This is a genomic window from Nocardioides luteus (assembly GCF_014648595.1).
Classification (GTDB): Bacteria; Actinomycetota; Actinomycetes; order Propionibacteriales; family Nocardioidaceae; genus Nocardioides; species Nocardioides luteus.
Genome location: NZ_BMRK01000006.1, coordinates 38,802 through 59,215, shown reverse-complemented (window position 1 = coordinate 59,215; position 20,414 = coordinate 38,802). Strand labels below are relative to the sequence as shown.

Below are 20,414 nucleotides of genomic sequence, written 5' to 3'. Positions count from 1 at the left end.
CCCGGCTGGAACCGCGCTGACCGGAATGTCTAGTGTGTTAGACATATATGAACCGAATGGATGGAGCACTTATGCGCCGCCCCCGACGTCTCGCTGCGGCCGCACTGGCTGTCGCGGCCGCCGCGGCCTCGCTGACGGCCTGCACGACCGCGAGCGAACGTGACGGTTTCGCCCAGAGCGACTCCGGAGGAGCCGAGAACTCGGTGGTCCTCGCCGAGCAGCCGTGGGTCGACCTGCAGGTCGAGAACGAGATCGCCGTGCAGATCCTCCGCGAGCTCGGCTACGACGCGAGCATCAAGAAGAACCTCTCCGTCGAGAACGCCGCCACCGCCGTCTCCTCGGGCCAGATCGACGCCTACCTCGGCAACTGGTGGCCCTCGCAGGAGCCCAGCTTCGGCGACCCGATCGACGAGGGCGAGATCGAGGTGCTCTCCACGATCGTGAAGGGCACCGAGTACGCCCCGGCGGTCCCCGGCGACGTCGCCGAGAAGCTCGGCATCGAGTCGCTCGCCGACCTGGACGCCAACGCCGCCAAGTTCGGGCGGAAGATCTACGGCATCGAGGCCGGTTCCCCGGGCAACGAGACGATCCAGAAGGCGATCGACGAGGACGCGTACGGGCTGGGCGACTGGAAGCTCGTCGCCAGCGGCACCCCCGCGATGCTCGCCCAGGTCGAGAAGTCGCAGAAGGCCGGGCAGCCGATCGTCTTCCTCGGCTGGAGCCCGCACTGGATGACGGTGCAGTTCGACGCGGTCTTCCTCGACGACCCCGACAAGGTCTGGGGCGGAGCCGGTGAGATCCGCACCGTCACCCGCAAGGGCTACGAGGACGACAACCCGCAGATCGCCGCGTTCCTGGCCAACCTGCGGTTCACCACCGACGAGGCCGGGCAGTTCTACTACGACCACGACAAGGACGGGAAGGAGCTCGCCGACATCGCCGAGAAGTGGATCGACGACAACCCCGACAAGGTCGCGGAGTTCCTCGACGGGGTCGAGGACGCCGACGGCGAGAAGGCGGAGATCTGATGAGCGAGACGAACCCGGCCGACCAGCCTCAGGACCACACCGGGGAGGCCGTCCCGCCCGCGATCGTCGGGCGCGGCCTGAGCAAGGTCTACGGCCTCAGCCGCCGCCAGGCCCAGCGGGCGCTGGCCGCCGACGACCCGCGCACCGCCGCGGCAGCCGCGGGCGGCTACCTCGGCGCCCACGACATCGACTTCGAGATCGCCAAGGGCGAGATGTTCGTCGTCATGGGCCTCTCCGGCTCCGGCAAGTCGACCGTGCTGCGGATGATCAACCGGCTCAACGAGCCCAGCGCCGGCGAGCTGCTGATCGACGGCGAGGACATCACCAAGGTCTCCGACCAGCGGCTGCGCGAGATCCGCAACAACAGCATCGGGATGGTCTTCCAGCACTTCTCGTTGTTCCCGCACCGCACGGTGCGGGAGAACGCCGCCTACGGCCTGAAGGTACGCGGCGTCTCGAAGTCCGAGCGCCTCGAGATCGCCGACACCGCCCTCGAGCGGGTCGGCCTGGGTGGGCGTGGCGACAAGCTCCCGGACGAGCTCTCCGGCGGTATGCGGCAGCGGGTCGGCCTGGCCCGTGCGCTCGCGGTGGACCCGCCGATCCTGCTGATGGACGAGCCGTTCTCGGCGCTCGACCCGCTGATCCGGCGCGACATGCAGGACCTGCTCGTCGACCTCCAGGCCCAGGACCAGCGCACCACCGTCTTCGTCACCCACGACCTCAACGAGGCGATGCGGATCGGTGACCGGGTGATGGTGATGCGCGAGGGCCGGGTCGTCCAGCTCGCCCCCGGGCCCGAGATCGTGGCCCACCCGGCCGACGACTACGTCAGCGAGTTCGTCTCCGACGTCGACCGGGCGCGCGTGCTCAGCGCCGGCGACCTGCTCCGGCCGGCCCGCCTCGTACTGCCCGAGGACATCTCGCCCCGCGACGCGCTGCGCCGGCTGGGGGAGAACGAGGTCACCGGGGCCTTCGTCACCACCGGCGACCACCGGCTGCTGGGCGTGGTGACCGACGACCGTCTGGTGGACCTGACCCGGCGCCGTTCGAAGACGGTCCGGGAGGCGCTCGGCGACGACTACCACAAGGTCAAGGAGAGCGACGTGGTCGGCGACTTCATGCATCTGGCGGGGCGGCAGGTCGTGCCCGTCACCGTCGTCGACGACGACAACCGGCTGCTCGGGGTGGTGCCGCGCGGGGTGATCCTCTCGACGCTCTCCACGGTCGACGAGGAGGACCAGGAGGTGGCCCATGCCTGACCTTCACATCGGTGACATCGGTGAGGACGTCATCAACTTCCTCACCGACAACCTCGGACCGTTCTTCGACGGCATCAAGGAGGGCCTCAACTTCCTCCTCCGGATGGTCTACAACGTGCTCGGTGGGCTGCCGCCCCTCGCGATGATCATCGTGCTCGCCGTGATTGCGCTGCTGGTCACCCGCAAGCTCGTGCTGACCGTGGTGCTGACCCTCGGGCTGCTTCTGATCGAGTCGATGGATCTCTGGTACGAGACCATGCAGACCACCACCTCGGTGCTGGTCGCGACCTTCGTCGCGCTGGTGATCGGCATCCCGCTGGGCATCTGGTCGGCGTTCTCGCCACCGCTGCGGGCGGCCCTGCGGCCCGTGCTCGACCTGATGCAGACCCTGCCGGTCTTCGTCTACCTGCTGCCGACGATCCTCTTCTTCGGTGTCGGCGACGCGCCGGGCCTGGTCGCCACGATCGTCTTCGCGCTGCCGCCGGCGGTACGCCTCACCCAGCTCGGCATCAACCAGGTCGACGCCGAGACCGTCGAGGCGGCCACCGCCTTCGGCGCCGGCCGCTGGGAGATCCTGCGCGAGGTGCAGCTCCCGCTGGCCAAGGACTCGATCATGACCGGCGTCAACCAGGTGATCATGCTGGCTCTGTCGATGGTCGTCGTGGCCGGTCTGGTCGGCGGCTCCGGCCTCGGTGGAGTCGTCGTCAACGCCGTCCAGGGCCTGCAGATCGGTGCGTCGATCGAGGGCGGTCTCGCCGTCGTCGTCATCGCGATCTACCTCGACCGCGTCTCGGCCGCCCTCGGCGGCCAGCGTGGCCTGGTGCCGTCCTGGTGGCCGAGGTTCGGCCGCCGCGACGGTGCCGACGACAACGCCCCCGAGCCCGAGCTCACCGCCGCCTGAGGAGGAGAACCAACCGTGACCATCACCGAGCTGCACCGCCCCGCCGACGTCGTCGAGACGCCGTCGGGTTTGCGGGTCCGCCGCGCCGGCGCCCGGATCGGCGCCGTCATCGAGGGCCTGCGCCTGGCCGATGCCGACGACACCCAGATCCAGGACGTACGCAACGCCCTGCTGCGCCACAAGGTGCTCTTCTTCCGGGGCCAGGACGGGCTCACCGACGAAGAGCAGAGCGCCTTCGCGGCCCGGTTCGGCGAGCTGACGACCGCCCACCCGACGGTCAACACCGGCTCGGGACGGGTGCTGCGGGTCACCGCCAACGCCGGCATGGCGGCCAACGCCTGGCACACCGACGTCACCTTCGTCGACCGGGTCCCGGCGATCTCGGTGCTGCGCGCGGTCACCCTGCCGCCTTACGGCGGCACCACCATCTGGGCCAACACCGCGGCCGCCTACGACCGCCTGCCCGCGCCGCTGAAGGCGCTGGCCGACGAGCTGTGGGCGGTGCACACCAACTCCTACGACTACGCCCAGCGCGACGAGGAGCACGACCAGCCGGACGCCAACTACTCCCGTGACGACTTCGCCTCGGTCCACTTCGAGACCCGCCACCCGGTCGTCCGCGTCCACCCGGAGACGGGGGAGCGGTCGCTGGTGCTCGGCTCGTTCGTGAAGGAGTTCGAAGGCCTGACCTCCACCGAGTCGATCCACCTGTTCAACATGTTCCAGGACCGGATCACCAAGCTGGAGAACACCTCGCGCTGGGCCTGGCGGCCCGGCGACGTGGCGATGTGGGACAACCGTGCCACCCAGCACTACGCGGTCGCCGACTTCGACCACCACCCGCGCGAGATGCGCCGGGTCACGGTCGCCGGTGACGTACCGGTCTCGGTCGACGGGCGCCGCTCGGAGGTCCTCGCCGGCGATGCCCGCGCCTACAGCAGGCTGGACGAGCTGATCTCCTGACTCCGCTGGTCGAGCCGCGCGGCTAGGTCATCACCACGATGTCGGCGCGCGCCTGCGTACCGTTCGTCGCGAAGTGCTCGGCCTCGGCGGCGGCCCATGCGTCCCAGTGGGGCGCGAAGGTGTCGCCGTCGCGGCCGAGGCCACGCTCCTTGCGCTGGTCCGCGGGAGCGTCGACCCAGGCCAGCGCGGTGCGGAGGTCGTCGTACGCGGCAGCGCCGCTGCCGACGCCCTCGATGACCAGCAGGGGAGCGGGCGGGACCAGGACCTCCTCGGCGTAGTCGCCGCGGTGCCAGTCGTAGCGCCGGTAGGAGCCGGCCGCGCCGCTGGCGAGCGGGGGCAGGATCGTGTGGAACTGGGCGATGCCGGCCTCGAGGCCGTCCCAGCCTGCGTAGAGGTCGTCCATGTGGACCACCGGCGCCTGGGTCATCTCGGCCAGGGTGGTGGCCAGGGTGGTCTTTCCGGAGCCGGCCGGTCCGTCGATGCAGATCAGCCGGCCCGGGCCGAGGGTGGCCGGGCGGCTCATCGCGATCATCAGCAGGTCGGCGGCGGGCTGATCGGCTGGAGCGCTCAAGTCAGGAGATGCCGTACTTCTTCAGGATGTCGTTCACGTCGGCCATGTCCTCGTCATCGTCGTCGATCACCGGACCCTGCGAGGTCTTCTGCGCCGGGGCGCCGACGGCGGCGGGGCCAGCGCCGGGACCAGCGCCGGGACCGGTGGCTGAACCGGGCTCTCGGCGAGCCTCCCTGCGCGCGGCCCGGGTGGGCCGCTCCTTCCTGGGCAGGACACGGGAGAGGAAGATCAGCACGATCGCCAGCGCGGCGAGGCCGAAGCCGGCCCAGACCATCGGGCTGAAGACCAGCCGCGCGGCCCAGTCGGCGAGCGCGTCCACGATGCGGCTGCCCGCGCGCAGGATGCCGGTCAGGTAGGCGGCCGGGGCGAGCAGTGTCCAGCCGAGCGCCCGCACGCCGGATCCGAGGCCGCGCCTTCGGAACGCGACCCAGGTCCAGATCGCCCCCAGAACGGTGAGGGCGGCTGCTAGTGCGAGGTAGGCGCCTTGGTCCATGCCCCCAGTCTTCCACCGTCACGGTCGTCTGACACCCGGACTGTCCCCGATGTCTGCCCTGAGGTTCAATGGAGGAGTGAACGACAAGCGACTCCTCGGCACGGCATTCCCCGGAGACACCGGCGAGACCAGTGCGGAGGTCGCGACCGTGATGAGGTCGTACGCAGCGGGCCAGGCGACCCACGCCGACGTGCTCACCACGCTGTCGGCCACACGGGTGCTGGTCCCGGTCGTCGCCGTGCTCGGCGAGGTCGAGGTCGACGAGGCCGGTCTGGCCCACGACAAGACCTCCGACATGGCCACCGTCCTGCTCACCGGTGCCGACGGCCGCCAGGCGCTGCTCGGGTTCACCGGCACCGCGCCGCTGCAGGCCTGGCAGGCCGACGCCCGCCCGGTGCCGGTCTCGCTGCGCGACGCCGCTCAGGCCGCGGTCCACGACGGCGCCGACGCCCTCGTCTTCGACCTCGCCGGTCCGGTGCCGTTCGCGATCGAGGGCGACGACCTCCACAAGGTGGCCGAGGGCTGGCAGCTGGCGACCGTGGGGCCGCGTACCGCCTGGGTCAAGCCCTGAGTCCACGATTGGGACAGCGCGGAATGTTGCAGTAGTGTTCCGTGTTGACCGATCAGCCGACGTACGCGTCGGTCTGATCCGACAAGCGGAGATCACGAAAGCGTTCTCCCACCCGCATCGACCGCCCAGCAACACAGGTCGTCGGGTCCGGTCCCGAAGACTTGCCTGTGCAATGGATTCGGTGGTGCGAGCCCATGCACGGGCGAGCGTCTGACTGGCTTCCGCTTGTGACTATCCAGCGGAAGCCTTTTTTGGTTTCCGGACCGCTCGTGCACGCGGCCCGGAGGGCAAGATCCAGCGCCTCCGCAGCCACCTACCACTGGAGGACACATCAGCACTGAGCTTCGTATCAACGACCGGATCCGGGTTCCCGAGGTCCGCCTCGTTGGTCCCAACGGAGAGACGGTCGGCATCGTGCCGACCCCTGACGCGCTGCGCCTGGCCCAGGAGGCCGACCTCGACCTCGTCGAGATCGCCCCGCAGGGCAAGCCGCCGGTCTGCAAGCTCATGGACTACGGGAAGTTCAAGTACGAGAACGCCCAGAAGGCCCGTGAAGCCCGTCGAAACCAGACGAACGTGATCATCAAGGAGATGAAGCTTCGTCCGAAGATCGACAAGCACGACTACGAGACCAAGAAGGGTCACGTCGTGCGGTTCCTCAACGCCGGGGACAAGGTCAAGATCACGATCATGTTCCGCGGTCGTGAGCAGCACCGTCCCGAGCTCGGCTTCCGCCTGCTCCAGCAGCTGGCCGACGACGTCCAGGAGCTGGGCTTCGTCGAGTCCGCGCCCAAGCAGGACGGCCGCAACATGACCATGGTCCTCGGCCCTCACAAGAAGAAGGCCGACGCCAAGATCGAGGCGAAGACGGCCAAGGAGGAGAAGGCCGCCGAGCGTGCTGCCGACGAGGCCGCCGAGAAGGCCGAGCGCACCGCCGCCAACGCCGCCCGTCCGGCTTCGACCCCCAAGGTCAAGCGCCGCTCGGAGAACCTCGACCCCGACATCGACGTCTGAGCCTCCGGGCCTGACAACAGACTTCCGCCGCCGCGGCGCCCCGTGACCGGCCGGACGACGAGAGAGAGAAGAACATGCCGAAGAACAAGACCCACTCCGGTTCCAAGAAGCGCTTCAAGGTGACCGGTTCCGGGAAGATCCAGCGCCTGCAGGCCGGCCGGAAGTCCGGCGCTGCGTTCGCCTCCGCCCCGACCACCGGCTCGCGCAAGAAGCACCGCCGCAACGCCGGTCTGGTGGAGCTCGCCCCCGCCGACGTCAAGCGCGCGAAGAAGCTGCTCGGTCGCTGAGCACTGGTCACCCCGAACTTTCCCCATAGCATTCAAGGAGCACTGAAATGGCACGCGTCAAGCGCGCAGTGAACGCTGCGAAGAAGCGTCGCACCACCCTCGAGCGGGCTTCCGGTTACCGGGGCCAGCGCTCGCGCCTCTACCGCAAGGCGAAGGAGCAGGTCACCCACTCGCTGGTCTACTCCTACAACGACCGCCGCAAGAACAAGGGCAACTTCCGTCGCCTCTGGATCCAGCGGATCAACGCGGCCGCGCGCGCCGAGGGCATGACCTACAACCGCTTCATCCAGGGTCTCAACCTGGCCGGCATCGAGGTCGACCGCAAGATCCTCGCCGAGCTCGCCGTCAATGACGTGGCTGCGTTCAACGCGCTCGTCGCGCAGGCCAAGGCCGCTCTGCCGGAGGACGTCAACGCCCCGGCGAACGCCTGAGTCATATGACGCCTCTCTCCGCGGCCAACAGCCGCGTCAAGGAGGCTCGCAAGTTGAGCCGCCGCTCGGCCCGTGCCGAGCGGCGGCTCTTCCTTGCCGACGGGCCGAAGGCGGTCGAAGGCGCCCTCGGCGTCGCCGGCTGCGTGCAGGAGATCTTCGCGACCCTCACGGGTGCCGAGACGTACGCCTCGCTGCTGGCCGACCAGCCCGTCACCCTGGTCGACGACCGCGCCATGGCGGGCCTGTCCGACTCGGTCACTCCCGCTGGGGTGGTGGCACTGTGCCGGTTCCTGGACGTGTCGCTGGACGACATCGTTGGTCCGCTCGTGGTGATCTGCGCCGACGTACGCGACCCCGGCAACGCCGGCACCGTCATCCGCTGCGCGGACGCCGCCGGAGCCTCCGGGGTGGTCCTCGCCGGCGACTCCGTCGACCTCTACAACCCCAAGACCGTCCGCGCCTCGGTCGGCTCCGCCTTCCACCTGCCGATCGCCCTCGAGCGCGACCCGCTGGTGGCGATCAAGGCCGCCAAGTCGGCCGGCCTGAAGGTCCTGGCCGCCGACATGCACGGCACCGCCGACCTCTTCACCGCCGACGCCCTCCTCGCCGGGCCCACCGCCTGGCTGATGGGCAACGAGGCCTGGGGCCTGCCCCCAGAGCTCTCCGCGGCCGCCGACGAGATCGTCAGCATCCCCATCTTCGGCCGCGCCGAGTCCCTGAACCTCTCCACCGCCGCCGCCCTCTGCCTCTACGCCAGCGCCAAAGCCCACCACCGAGACGTCAAGATCTGACGCCGAGAGGTCAGAGATCGACGTCGAGAGGTCAGAGATCGACGTCGAGGCGTCGGTTCTCGACATCGAGAGGTCAGTCGGCGACTGACCTCTCGATGCCAATTTCCGACCACTCGCCGTCGATTTCTGACGTCTCGGGGTCAGAATCTGACTTCTCGGCGGGGGTTGACCTTCGGCTCGCTTGAAGGGGGAGGGTTTCGGGCATGGATGAGCCACTCTTGACGATCGGGGCGTTTGCGCGGGCTGTGGGGCTGACGGCGAGCGCGCTGCGTCATTACGACGAGTGCGGGCTGCTGGTGCCTGCGGAGGTCGACGCCGGGACCGGATATCGCTACTACACCCCTGAGCTGGCCGACCGCGCGCGGCTGATCGTGGGGATGCGGGAGGCGGGGGTGCCGATCGAGACGATGCGAGTCGTGCTCGACTCCGCGGTGCCGGAGGCTCGGGCAGCGCTGACGACCTTTCTCGAGGACCAGAGCGCGCGCACGGCGCGGGCCGAGGAGGCCGTGCGCGGCGTGCTGGCCGCCGTCGACGCGGGCCCCGCCGCGAGGCCGGCGACGGTCGAGCTGCTTGGTCCGGTGCTGGCCGCGTCGATCCGACAGGTGCGACATGCCGCCGAGTCCGACCCAGCCTCCGAGCTGGCCTCGGTGCTGATCGACGTCGGCGACGGCGGCGTGGACGTGGTGGCGACCAACCGCTACTGGATGGCGGTACGCACGCTGCCGGCCACGACCGAGGGGGACGGCGCCCGGGCGGTGCTCTCCGTCCCGGACGCCACCGCGCTGGCCGACCGGCTCGACGCGATCCCCATCGCGGAGCTGCACCTCGCCGACGGCACCCTCACGCTCGCCGGGCAGGAGCTCGGCCGCGACATCACCTACCCGGCCCACCGGCTGGTGCTCGCCGGCCTGGAGCCGGCGGTGACCCATGCGGTGCTCGCCAAGGCCGATCTCGTCTCCGGCCTCGATGCCGCGGGCTATGCCGAGGTCGACCTCTTCCTCGCCGAGAAGACCCGGCTGCGCTCACCGCACACCGCCGAGCAGAGCAGCGTACGCGGCGTGGTGACCGGCCCGACGGTGCAGCTCAGGCTCGGCACCGCTCTCTTCGGCCGCGCCCTGGCCGCGTGCTTGGGCGACGAGGTGCAGCTCGCGGTGACCGCGCCGGAGCGGCCGGTGGTGGTGACCTCGCCCTATCAGCCAGGGTTCACTGCGCTGGTCATGCCGGTGCGCCACGACCCGGCGGCCTGAGGTGCGTGCCGGGGGCTTTCGTCGCTGGCTGGCGGCCTCGACCGCCTCGGTCTTCGGTGACTCGGTGACCTTCTTCGCGGTCGGCTGGGCGGCGGCGGGCTTCGGTGCCGACGCGGCCAGCCTGGTGCTGACCATCGAGGGCATCCCGCTCGCCGTGCTGGTGCTCGCCGGGGGAGTGCTGGCGGACCGGGTCGGGATCCGCCGCACGATGGCGGCCTGCGACGCCGCGATGGTGCTGGTCATGGCGGCGTTCGCGGTCGGCGCGATCGACGGTGCCGGACTGTGGATGCTGGTCGCGGTCGGCGCCCTCTCCGGCACCATCCAGGCCCTGCGACGGCCGGCGGAGAGCGTCTTCCCGAGGCTCTTCGGCAGCGACGACCTCGACCGGCGGATGGCGATGGTCGGCTCGGCCCACCAGGTCGCTCGCACGGCCGGCCCTGCGGTCGGCGGTTTCCTGATCGGTCACGGCGGTCTGCCGTTGACCGCCGGGCTGGATGCCGCGACCTTCGCCGTCGTGCTGCTCGCGCTGCTCCTCGTCCGCCCGCCGCACGAGCCGGTCCCCAAGCCCGCGCAGGGCTCGGTCTGGCGCAGCCTGGCCGACGGGGCGAGGGAGGCGGCGAGGACGCCCGGCGTCGTGCCGGTACTGGTCGCGGTCAGCGGCCTCGCGATGACGGTGCTCCCGCTGGTCATGCTCGCCCTCCCGCTCGCCGGCCGCGAGCGTGGCTGGACCGCCGCCGAGATCGGTCTGGTCTCGGGCGCCTGGGTGGGCGGCGGACTGGTGACGACCCTTGTGGTCGCCCGGTGGGGAGCCCCGCCCGCGCGGGTCGCGGTCGCCGGGCCGGCGTTGGCTGCCGGCGGTGCGGTCCTGCTGGCGCTGCGTACCGAGATCTGGGCGGGCGTCGTGGCGATCGCCCTTGTCGGCGTCGGCACCACGATGCTCACCACCTACCTCTTCCCGGCCTACGTCGCCCGCACCCCACCGGAGATGCTCGCCCGGTTCTCGAGCCTGACCCAGCTGGCCCAGACCGGCCCGATCCTGATCGCGACACCGCTGCTCGGAGCGGCGGCAGCGGTCGACGTACGGCTGGCTCTCGCGGTCGTCGCCGTGCTCCTGCTGGCCACCGTCCCGGCGGCCGTGCGGGTGGCCCGGGTCCCTCAGCCCGGCGAGCTCGTCGACATCAGCGGGTAACGGACAGCGCGCGCGGTCGATACCCCGAGGGGTCTGATACACGGAGACAAAACCTGTTTCACTCGTGATGCGGAAGCTCTCCAGGCGTTGCGAAGGAGCACGGCATGACGAACGTGAGCAGACGGCGGTTGCTGGCCTCGGGCGGTGCGGCTGCGGCCGCGGGCGCGACCCTCCCGCTGTGGACCTGGGCACCGAGCGCGTCGGACGCGGGCACGGGCAAAGGTCTGGACCCGGAGTACGTCTGGGACGTCCTCGCCGACCCGGTCATCGAGCGTCTCTACGGCGAGGGGACCGACAAGGTCGCCGAGGTCAACGAGATCCTCAGGGGCTGGACCACCAACGACCAGCCGCTGCCCGAGGGCCTGCCGGGCTATCTGGCCGACTTCATCGAGGAGGCGCGTGCCCTCCCGGCCTGGGCCGACCAGGGCAAGCTGAAGCTGGCGGGCACCTTCAACGAGGAGAGGTACGGCTTCTTCCTCGCGCTCCTCTACACCCTCGGCAGCGGCCTGATCAGCTGCGCGATCAAGCGCGAGGCCTGGTCGGTCTACTACTCCTACGGCGGCTCGGACATGCGCGACCGGATCGCCAAGACGACCGTGCTCGGCTACGACGTGATGGACGCCCAGGGCTGGACCGCCACCGGCCGGCTGATGGTCGACTCTGTGAAAACTCGCATGGTTCACGCCGCCGTACGCCACCTGCTGCCGCAGTCGCCGCACTGGCCCCACGTCGGCGCGGGCCAGGAGATCCCGATCAGCCAGGCCGACATCCTGGTCACCTTCCACAGCCTCGGCACCTGGGTGATGAAGAAGTTCACCGAGTGGGACATCGCGCCGAGCAAGGAGCTCGCCGACGCGTTCCTGCACGCGTGGAACGTCGACCTCCACCTGCTGGGGGTGCAGGACGAGTACCTGCCGAAGGACTGGGCCGCGGCGTACGCGCAGTACGACCAGGTGATGGGGCCGGCGACGGGTGCGACCCGCGAGGGCGCCGAGCTCGGCCAGGCGCTGCTCGACTCGGTCATCGGCGAGGGCAACCCGCTGCTGCGCCACGAGCTCGAGTCGCTGGGCCGCTACGTCATCGGCGACGCGTACGCCGACATGATCGACTTCGACAAGGACCCGGTGCTCGCACAGGTCTGGGCGGGCGCGGTGCCGCTGCTGGTCAGGTCCTACCAGGGCACGGTGCCGAACATCCCGATCATCTCCAACCTGCTCCCGGAGGCGGTGCACACATTCATCAAGATCTACTTCTCGCCCGGCGACCCGGCGCCGATCACCCTGCCGTTGAGCAACCGGCCGGAGTAGGGCGCTCGGACCCACAACACCTGCCGAGCCGACGATGTCGGTCTAGGGTGTCGGCGTGGACGCCCGTGAACTCGCCGATGCCCTGCCCGACGGCGTCGTCGTCGCCGACGGGGACGGCACCGTCGTCCTGGTCTCCGCCCTGGCCGGGCGGATGCTCGGCGTCGACCCAGAGGCCGGTGTCGGGCGGCCGCTCGGCGACGTACTCAGGCTGAGCAACACCGAGGGACGGAGCTGGGCGCAGGCCAACCGGCCCTACGACACGCTCCCGACGGTCACCGGCACGCCCGAGCAGGCCTGGCTGCTGCCCGACGGCACCGAGGTGCTGGTCGTCTCCACGATCCGGCGCCCCCACCTGGGCGCGAAGGTCGACCAGGTCTCCATCTCGCTGCGCTCGGGCCGCGGCCGCAAGCGTCTCGACCGCGAACGCTCCGACCTGGTCGCCACCGTCGCCCACGAGCTGCGCTCGCCGCTCACCGGCGTGAAGGGCTTCGTCCAGGCGCTGCTGAACCGCTGGGACCGGCTCAACGACGACCAGAAGAAGCTGATGCTGAAGACGGTCGCCTCCGACTCCGACCGGCTCTCCCGCCTCATCGCCGAGCTTCTCGACGTGGCCCGCATCGACACCGGCCGCCTCCAGCTCTACCCGCGCGCAAGCGACGCCGCCGTGCTGGTCACCCGGGTGGTCGAGTCGGTGCGCTCGGCGACCTCGCGGCCGATCGAGCTCGACCTCGCGCCCGGCGCCGAGGAGCTGGAGATCCACGCCGACCCCGACAAGTTCACCCAGGTCGTCACCAACCTCGTCGAGAACGCCGTACGCCACGGCGACGGTGTGGTCACTGTCAGCCTCGGGGTGCGTCCCGAGGACGCCGACCAGGTCCTGCTCGTCGTCGAGGACCACGGCGAAGGCATCCCCACCGAGCTGCGCCAGCGCGTGTTCACGAAGTTCTGGAAGCACGGCGCCCGCGGAGGATCGGGACTGGGCCTCTACATCGTCGGCGGGCTCACCCGAGCCCACGGCGGGGCGGTCACGATCGACGACGCCGAAGGCGGCGGCGCCCGGATCGAGGTCGCCTGGCCGATGAACCCGCCGGCCTCCTGAGCCGATCCCAGCGGTCCAGATCTGGGCCGGATGCGTTCATCGGGTGTCCGGTTCGCGCGAGGGGGCCCGGGATTCCTAGACTGTCGCTCACACACTCGATGCGACGAAAGCCAGTGATGTCCGGTCCCAACACCGACTATGACCCGGTAGAGGTCACCCCCTTGAAGGCTGAGGAGGTCGAGGCTGCGCGCGAGGCTGCGCTGGCGGCGATCGACGCAGCCACCAGCCTCGAGGAGCTCAAGCAGGCACGGCTCGACCACGCCGGCGACCGTTCGCCGCTGGCCCTGGCCAACCGTGAGATCGGCGCGCTGCCGCCGGCCGCGCGCAAGGAGGCCGGCCAGCGCGTCGGCAAGGCGCGCGGTGCGGTCACCCAGGCGCTCGCGGCCCGCCAGAAGGTGCTCGAGGCCGAGCACGAGGCGCGGATGCTGGTCGAGGAGACCGTCGACGTGACGCTCCCGACCGACCGCGTCCCGGCCGGCGGGCGCCACCCGCTGACCACCGGCGCCGACTACATCGCCGACATCTTCGTGGCGATGGGCTGGGAGGTCGCCGAGGGTCCGCTCATCGAGGCCGAGTGGCTCAACTTCGACGCCCTCAACCTCGGCCCGGACCACCCGGCCCGCACGATGCAGGACACCTTCTGGACCGAGCCGGCGGAGAACCACGTCGTGCTGCGTACGCACACCAGCCCGGTGCAGGCGCGCACGATGCTGACCCGTGAGGCACCGATCTACGTCGTCTGCCCGGGGCGGGTCTTCCGCACCGACGAGTACGACGCCACCCACTCGCCGATGTTCCACCAGGTCGAGGGCCTCGCCATCGACACCGACATCTCGATGGCCAACCTCAAGGGCACCCTGGACCACTTCGCCACGCAGATGTTCGGCGAGGGCATCGTGACACGGTTCCGCCCGTCGTACTTCCCCTTCACCGAGCCGTCGGCCGAGGTCGACCTGACCTGCTTCGTGTGCCGTGGCGCGCAGGTGATCGATGGCGTGATGTGCCGCACCTGCAAGGGCGAGGGCTGGATCGAGTGGGGCGGCTGCGGGATCGTGAACCCGCGCGTCCTCGTCGCCTGCGGCGTCGACCCGGAGAAATACAGCGGCTTCGCGTTCGGCATGGGCATCGACCGCACGCTGATGTTCCGCACCGGCCTGTCCGACCTGCGCACCCTCTTCGAGGGTGACGTCCGGCTTACTACTGCTTTCGGGAGTGAACTGTGACCACCCCATTCAAATGCTCCCTTCGGTCCGCTTCGAACGGGGACCCCGCATGAAGGCGCCCCTCTCCTGGATCAAGGAGTACGTCGACCTGCCCGCCGAGCTCGGCATCGAGGAGATCACCGAGCGGCTGACCATGCTCGGCCTCAAGCTGGAGGCCATCGAGACCTCCGGCGCCGGCATCGAGGGTCCGCTCGTGGTGGGCCAGGTGCTCACCGCGGAGAAGGAGCCCCAGAAGAACGGCAAGGTCATCAACTGGTGCTCCGTCGACGTCGGCGACGCCAACGGCACCGGCGAGCCGCAGGGCATCGTCTGCGGTGCCCACAACTTCGGCCCCGGCGACAAGGTCGTGGTGATCCTGCCCGGCGGCGTGCTGCCCGGCGACTTCCGGATCTCCGCGCGCAAGACCTACGGCCACATGTCGGCCGGGATGATCTGCTCCGCCCGCGAGCTGGGCCTGGGGGAGGAGGCCGACGGCATCATCGTGCTGCCGGCCGACGCGCCCGCCCCCGGCACCGACGCCCGCGAGGTGCTCGGGCTCGGCGAGGAGATCATCGAGTTCGAGATCAACCCTGACCGTGCCTACGCGCTGTCCATGCGCGGCATCGCGCGCGACGCGGCGCTGGGCTTCGACGTACCGTTCCACGACCCCGCGCAGATCGACGCACCCCTGGCCGACGGGTCGGGCTACCCGGTCCGCCTCGACGACGAGGGCTGCGACTACTTCGTCACCCGCGTGATCAGCGGGTTCGACCCGACCGCGCCGACGCCGGAGTTCATCAAGAAGCGGCTCGCGGCCACCGGCGTACGCTCCATCTCGCTCGCCGTCGACGTCTCCAACTACGTGATGATGGAGCTCGGCCAGCCGACTCACTGCTACGACAAGGCCAAGCTGTCCGGCGACATCGTCGTGCGGCGGGCGCAGGAGGGCGAGAAGATCACCACGCTCGACGACGTCGTCCGGGTGCTGTCGGAGGAGGATCTGCTGATCACCGACGACTCCGGCCCGATCGGCATCGCCGGCGTGATGGGCGGGGCGTCCACGGAGATCTCCGAGACGACGACCGAGATCGTCGTCGAGGCGGCCCACTTCGACCCGACCACCGTCTTCCGCTCCCAGAAGCGCCACAAGCTCCCCTCGGAGGCGTCCAAGCGCTTCGAGCGGGGGGTCGACCCGCTGCTGCCGCCGGCTGCGGCCGAGCGGGTCGTCGAGCTGCTCGTCGAGCACGGCGGCGGTCAGGCTGTCGGGGTCACCGAGGTCGGTCCGACCGCCTCGCCGGAGACCCGGCGTCCGCTGACCACGATCACGATCCCGGTCGACCTGCCGGCGCGCATCATCGGGCTCGACATCGACCGGGCGACGGTCGTGAAGTCGCTCGAGCTGGTCGGCTGCGATGTCACCGTCTCCGGCGAGTCGCTGACCGCGACCGTCCCGACCTACCGCGTCGACCTCACCGACCCCTACGACCTGGTCGAAGAGGTCGCCCGGATCGTCGGCTACGACAAGGTGCCCTCGGTGCTGCCGCGCCGCGCCACCGGCAGTGGCCTGACCCGTGCCCAGCAGCTGCGCCGCCGGATCGGGCGTGCGCTGGCCGGTGCCGGCCTGGTCGAGGTCGTCGACTTCCCGTTCGTGGGAGAGGCCGACTTCACCTCGCTCGGCCTGCCGGCCGACGACCCGCGCCGCAACACGGTCAAGCTGGCCAACCCGCTCAGCAGCGAGGAGCCCGGCTACACCACGACCCTGCTCCCCGGCCTGCTGAAGGTCGCCGCCCGCAACGTCTCCCGAGGTCAGGACGGGGTCGCTCTCTTCGAGACCGCGACCGTCGCCTTCCCGGTCGACCAGGCGGCGCCGATCTACGGTGTCGACCGCCGCCCGACGACCGAGGAGCTCGAGAAGCTGCTCGCCGCGATCCCGCGACAGCCGCTCCACCTCGCCGTCGTGCTGGCGGGGGAGCGTACGCGGGGTGGCTGGTGGGGTGCCGCCGAGACTGCTTCGTGGGCCGACGCCATCGACGTCGTCCGCCGCCTGGGCTCCGAGCTGGGCGTGCCGGTCGAGGTCGCCTCGGCCTCGCGGGCGCCGTGGCACCCGGGCCGCTGCGCGGTGGTCTCGGTCGACGGCGTCGAGCTCGGCCACGCCGGTGAGCTCCACCCCAACGTCTGCAAGGCGTTCGGGCTGCCTGCCCGCTCGGCTGCGGTCGAGATCGACCTCGACCTGCTGATCTCGAAGGTGCCCGCCACCGCGGCCGGCCCGGTCTTCTCGACCATGCCGGTCGCCAAGGAGGACGTCGCGCTGACCGTCCCCGTCGACGTCACCGTCGCGGCCGTCGAGGCGGCGCTGCGCGAGGGTGCCGGCGAGCTCCTGGAGACGGTGCGGCTCTTTGACGTCTACGAGGGCGACCAGGTCGGCGAGGGCAAGAAGTCGCTCGCCTTCGCGCTCCGCTTCCGGGCTCCCGACCGCACGCTCAAGGCCGAGGAGACCGCCGCCGCCCGCGACGCCGCGGTCGCGCGGGCCGCCGAGCTGACCGGGGCCGTCCAGCGCTGAGGATCCCGACCAGGGTCTGAGACCGGACCGGGGAGGCGCTCGCACCAGCTGCGAGCGACCTCCCCGGTCTGCGTACTGCCTGCTACTCGCGGTCGCGGATGCCCAGCTCGCGAGCCAGCGGCTCAGTGAGCCGAGGTGCGTACTGCCGCGACATGTGGGTGCCGTCGTAGTGGGTGATGGTGTCGCCCACGACGGCGGGGCAGGAGCCGTCCCAGCAGAAGTAGGAGTTCATGTCGACCGCGTCGACGCCGACCTCCTTCGCCGCATCCACCTGGACGTCGATCGCCGTCTCGCGGGACTCGACCGGCTTCATCACGCAGTCGCCCAGGGTCGCGCCGGGGCGGGAGAGACAGGTGCCGGCGTTGGCGTCGAAGCCCTGGATGTCGCGGATCAGGACCGTACGCTTCGTGTGCCTGTCGACCCGCTTCAGGAAGTCGGTGTAGGCCGGGCGCATCAGCTCGTTGATCTCGTCCTTCTCGCCGACCCAGCGGTCGTCCTCGTCGAAGACACCCTTGATCGGGGGAGCGGTGGAGACGACGGTGAGGTCGGCGTCGAGCCGCTTGTACTCCTTGAAGGCCCACCGGTTGAAGTCGTCGCACTCGGTGTAGGGGTCGTGCTCGTCGCCGCCACGGTCGGTGGTGATCGAGGCGGAGACACAGCGGTTCTTGACCAGGAAGTAGACCTTGAAGCCGTGCTTCTTGCCGATCCGGTTCAGCGTCGGCACCCAGTGGAGCGCGTGGGAGTTGCCGAAGACCACCATCGTCTTCTTGCCGTCCGGGTCGCCGTCGACGCACAGGTCCCGAACGGTGTCGTCGGTGTAGTCGCACTTCGTGCGACGCGGTTTGAGCTTGTCGAGCTCGGTCAGCGCCGGGCGGAGCTCGGTCGGGATGGGGGTGTTGCCGCGCGCCGCGATGACCGATGCGCGCACCAGCGCCTGCTGCTCGTCGAGCGAGGGGTCGGCCGGGGACGCGCTCGCCAGACTGATCGCGGGCTGGAAGGAGCCGCGCGTCGCCTCGAAGTCGGCGTAGACACGGCCACCGAACGCCGTGGTCACCACCAGCGCGATGCTGACCGGGTAGAAGGTCAGCGCTCGCCAGGTCGGACGCCACACGGTGCGCTCACGGAAGGGCGCCTCGACGAACCGGAAGGAGAGGTACGCCAGGACGACCGCGGCGGTGACGGCGACGCTGCGCTCGGTCCAGATGAGGTCGCGCTGGAGGACGATCTCGGGCATCACCAGGAGCGGCCAGTGCCACAGGTAGAGAGAGAACGACCAGTCGCCGATCGCCTGCATCGGTGGCACCGACAGCAGCCGGGCGCCGATCGTGGAGTCTCCCGACGGCACCGCGCCGGCCAGGATCACGGCAGCGGAACCGAGCACGGGGAGCGCAGCCTGGTAGCCGGGGAACGGGGTGGACTCGTCGTAGGTCAGGCAGGCGAGCAGGATCGCGGCGAGCCCGCCGATGACGAGGATCTCGCGGAGGAAGCGCGCGGCGGCGAGCCGCTGCATCACTCGGCCGCTGGTCACCAGGATCGCCAGGCCGGCGCCGATGCCGAGCTCCCAGGCTCGGGTGAGCGAGGAGAAGTACGCGGAGGTCGCCTCGGCGGGGGTGTGGACCACCGACCAGAGCAGGCTGGCGACGGTGATCAGCGCGATCGCGGCGAGCAGCAGCCGGCGCGCCCGCACCGAGCTCTCACCGCCGCGCTCGGCCCCGCTGTCGGCACCTCGAGAGGCGCCGATCCGGGTCGCCAGCACGATGCAGAGCAGCGCGACCAGCGGCCAGACGAGGTAGAACTGCTCCTCCACCGCCAGCGACCAGAAGTGCTGCACCGGCGAGGGCGGCAGCTCGGCCTGGAAGTAGTCGGTGCCGGCGATCGCCATCCGGATGTTCGCGGCGAACGCGGAGGCCCAGACGGCGTCGAGGGTCAGCGGAGCCACCTGGGCCGGCCCCAGCAGGACCACCGCCGCGACCACGGTCACCGCGAGGGTCAACGTGGCGGCGGGGAGGATGCGCCGGGCCCTGCGGGCGTAGAAGCGCCGCAGGGAGATCCGGCCGCTGCGGGCGAGCTCGCCGACGAGCTGCTGGGTGATGAGGAAGCCGGAGATGACGAAGAAGACGTCCACCCCGACGTAGCCTCCGGCGAACCAGGAGACGCCCGCGTGAGCGGCGAGCACGGTGAGGATGGCGACGGCACGCAGTCCTTGGACGTCGCGACGTAACCGCGTCGCGGGGGCCTTGGTGGGAGCGGTGCGAGCGGGCGAGGGGTCCGAGATGCCTGAAGACATAGGCAATCGAGGCTAACAACCATCCCGAAGAACGTGCGCCCCCACGGGTATCGGGCGCGTCGGACCGGGCCCGGCGGTCGGCTGGGATCAGGCGCGGCCGAGCGCTGCCAGCACGGTGGAGACGTCCTCGGCGCTCGTCTGCCAGGAGGTCACGAACCGCACCTGGCCACCGAGGCGGTAGAAGAGCACCCCGGCGGCCTCCAGGCGGTCGGCGGTCTCCTCGGGCATGTCCACCCAGGCGAGGTTGGCGTCGACGGAGTTGGTGATGCGTACGCCTGCCTTCTCGAGGCCGCCGGCGAGCTCGGCCATCCGCTCGTTGGCGTTGCGGGCGTTGTGGAGCCAGAGGTCGTCGGTGAGGTAGGCGAGGAGCTGGGCCGACTGGTAGCGCATCTTCGAGGTGACGTGGCCGCTGCGCTTGGTGCGGTAGACGAGCTCGTCGGCGGGTGCGTCGGTGAAGCAGACGATCGCCTCGGCGGACAGCGCGCCGTTCTTGGTCGCGCCGAGCGAGAGCACGTCGACGCCTGCTCGCCAGGTGAGGTCGGCGGGAGCGGCGCCGGTCGCCACGACGGCGTTGGCGAAGCGGGCGCCGTCGAGGTGGACCCGCAGGTCGCGGGTCTTGGCGATCGCGGTGAGCTCGGCGATCTCCTCGACGGAGTAGACCGTGCCGTAGTCCGACGGCGAGGTGAGCGCCAGGACGGCCGGCTGGGAGTTGTGCGGGTCGCCCCAACGTACGCCGTCGAGTTGGGCCTGGAGCGCCTCCGGCGCGATCTTGTAGCCCTCGCCCGCGACGCCGGTCATCACGGCGCCGCCGCTCAGGAACGAGGTCGCCCCGCCCTCGCTGGCCAGGATGTGCGCGGTCTCGTGACACACCACCGAACCCCACGGCGGCGTCATCGCCGAGAGCGAGAGCGCGTTGGCAGCGGTGCCGCTCAGCACCGGGAAGACCCGTGCGCTCGGGTGATCGAAGACCTCCCGCACCCGGGCCTCGAGCGCGGCGGTCACCTCGTCGCCTCCGTAGGCCAGCGCGGAGCCGGAGTTGACCGCGGCCATCGCCTCGAGGATCGCAGGGGAGACGGCAGCGGCGTTGTCAGAGCGCAGTTCGACGGTCACGGCTCCATTGTGTCGCCGCCCTGGTCGGGGTGGTCACCGGGTCGGTGCGCGGTCGGTGCCGGCGGGGCCTCGGAAGGGGTAACACGTTGTTCGTCTGACTTCTC

At 70.5% G+C, this 20,414-nt stretch carries 19 protein-coding genes; 15 read left to right on the top strand and 4 right to left on the bottom strand.

Features of this window, described 5'->3' with window-relative positions:
• The first annotated feature begins 71 nt into the window (after nt 1-71).
• Genes IEY81_RS09490 through IEY81_RS09475 form a run of 4 tightly spaced genes read left to right on the top strand, consistent with a single transcriptional unit; the run spans nt 72 to nt 4,151 of the window.
• Nucleotides 72-1,028: an ABC transporter substrate-binding protein gene (locus IEY81_RS09490; protein WP_229787609.1), complete on the top strand. Its 957-nt coding sequence runs from the start codon at nt 72-74 to the stop codon at nt 1,026-1,028.
• Nucleotides 1,028-2,287: a quaternary amine ABC transporter ATP-binding protein gene (locus IEY81_RS09485; protein ID WP_189118235.1), complete on the top strand. Its 1,260-nt coding sequence runs from the start codon at nt 1,028-1,030 to the stop codon at nt 2,285-2,287. The genes IEY81_RS09490 and IEY81_RS09485 overlap by 1 nt, the downstream gene beginning before the upstream one ends.
• The gene (locus tag IEY81_RS09480) at nt 2,280-3,188 is read left to right on the top strand and encodes an ABC transporter permease (protein ID WP_189118234.1); all 909 of its coding nucleotides are present in this window, start codon (nt 2,280-2,282) and stop codon (nt 3,186-3,188) included. Before IEY81_RS09485 ends, IEY81_RS09480 begins: the two co-directional genes overlap by 8 nt.
• A gap of 15 nt (nt 3,189-3,203) precedes the next feature.
• On the top strand, nt 3,204-4,151 hold the full coding sequence (locus IEY81_RS09475) for a TauD/TfdA dioxygenase family protein (protein ID WP_189118233.1): 948 nt from the start codon (nt 3,204-3,206) through the stop codon (nt 4,149-4,151).
• A 22-nt stretch (nt 4,152-4,173) separates the two neighbouring features.
• Here IEY81_RS09475 and IEY81_RS09470 read toward each other — a convergent pair whose 3' ends face one another.
• Nucleotides 4,174-4,722 (bottom strand): uridine kinase family protein, encoded by a 549-nt coding sequence (locus IEY81_RS09470; protein ID WP_229787607.1) that lies wholly within the window; start codon nt 4,720-4,722, stop codon nt 4,174-4,176.
• A 1-nt stretch (nt 4,723) separates the two neighbouring features.
• Nucleotides 4,724-5,215: a cellulose synthase gene (locus tag IEY81_RS09465; protein ID WP_189118232.1), complete on the bottom strand. Its 492-nt coding sequence runs from the start codon at nt 5,213-5,215 to the stop codon at nt 4,724-4,726.
• A 76-nt stretch (nt 5,216-5,291) separates the two neighbouring features.
• On the opposite strand from IEY81_RS09465, the gene IEY81_RS09460 reads away from it, so the two are divergent.
• The 11 genes from IEY81_RS09460 (at nt 5,292) to pheT (ending at nt 16,913) form a co-directional block, all read left to right on the top strand.
• A complete protein-coding gene (locus IEY81_RS09460) occupies nt 5,292-5,786 on the top strand; it encodes an SseB family protein (RefSeq protein WP_229787605.1) in 495 nt (164 codons plus the stop codon).
• Between the two features lie 330 nt (nt 5,787-6,116).
• A complete protein-coding gene (infC, locus tag IEY81_RS09455) occupies nt 6,117-6,800 on the top strand; it encodes a translation initiation factor IF-3 (RefSeq protein ID WP_189118393.1) in 684 nt (227 codons plus the stop codon).
• A 74-nt stretch (nt 6,801-6,874) separates the two neighbouring features.
• Nucleotides 6,875-7,087 carry a large ribosomal subunit protein bL35 gene (locus IEY81_RS09450; protein ID WP_008359371.1) on the top strand — a complete coding sequence of 71 codons (213 nt, stop codon included), beginning with the start codon at nt 6,875-6,877 and terminating at the stop codon, nt 7,085-7,087.
• Between the two features lie 47 nt (nt 7,088-7,134).
• Nucleotides 7,135-7,518: a 50S ribosomal protein L20 gene (gene rplT / locus IEY81_RS09445; protein WP_045550240.1), complete on the top strand. Its 384-nt coding sequence runs from the start codon at nt 7,135-7,137 to the stop codon at nt 7,516-7,518.
• Between the two features lie 5 nt (nt 7,519-7,523).
• Nucleotides 7,524-8,309 (top strand): TrmH family RNA methyltransferase, encoded by a 786-nt coding sequence (locus IEY81_RS09440; RefSeq protein ID WP_229787603.1) that lies wholly within the window; start codon nt 7,524-7,526, stop codon nt 8,307-8,309.
• A 203-nt stretch (nt 8,310-8,512) separates the two neighbouring features.
• On the top strand, nt 8,513-9,556 hold the full coding sequence (locus IEY81_RS09435) for a MerR family transcriptional regulator (protein ID WP_189118230.1): 1,044 nt from the start codon (nt 8,513-8,515) through the stop codon (nt 9,554-9,556).
• A gap of 1 nt (nt 9,557) precedes the next feature.
• The gene (locus tag IEY81_RS09430; RefSeq protein WP_189118229.1) at nt 9,558-10,745 is read left to right on the top strand and encodes an MFS transporter; all 1,188 of its coding nucleotides are present in this window, start codon (nt 9,558-9,560) and stop codon (nt 10,743-10,745) included.
• A gap of 104 nt (nt 10,746-10,849) precedes the next feature.
• Complete coding sequence (locus tag IEY81_RS09425; protein WP_189118228.1) at nt 10,850-12,052, top strand: oxygenase MpaB family protein; 1,203 nt, start codon at nt 10,850-10,852, stop codon at nt 12,050-12,052.
• Between the two features lie 55 nt (nt 12,053-12,107).
• The gene (locus IEY81_RS09420) at nt 12,108-13,151 is read left to right on the top strand and encodes a sensor histidine kinase (protein WP_189118227.1); all 1,044 of its coding nucleotides are present in this window, start codon (nt 12,108-12,110) and stop codon (nt 13,149-13,151) included.
• Between the two features lie 116 nt (nt 13,152-13,267).
• Nucleotides 13,268-14,374: a phenylalanine--tRNA ligase subunit alpha gene (gene pheS, locus IEY81_RS09415; protein WP_189118226.1), complete on the top strand. Its 1,107-nt coding sequence runs from the start codon at nt 13,268-13,270 to the stop codon at nt 14,372-14,374.
• Nucleotides 14,375-14,423: 49 nt separating this feature from the next.
• Entirely contained in the window at nt 14,424-16,913 is a 2,490-nt protein-coding gene (gene pheT / locus IEY81_RS09410; RefSeq protein ID WP_189118225.1) for a phenylalanine--tRNA ligase subunit beta, read from the top strand.
• A gap of 82 nt (nt 16,914-16,995) precedes the next feature.
• On the opposite strand, the gene IEY81_RS09405 is transcribed toward pheT, so the two are convergent.
• Both IEY81_RS09405 and IEY81_RS09400 read right to left on the bottom strand, forming a co-directional pair.
• On the bottom strand, nt 16,996-19,200 hold the full coding sequence (locus IEY81_RS09405) for an acyltransferase family protein (protein WP_189118224.1): 2,205 nt from the start codon (nt 19,198-19,200) through the stop codon (nt 16,996-16,998).
• An 87-nt stretch (nt 19,201-19,287) separates the two neighbouring features.
• A complete protein-coding gene (locus IEY81_RS09400) occupies nt 19,288-20,310 on the bottom strand; it encodes a threonine aldolase family protein (protein WP_189118223.1) in 1,023 nt (340 codons plus the stop codon).
• Nucleotides 20,311-20,414 lie beyond the last annotated feature (104 nt).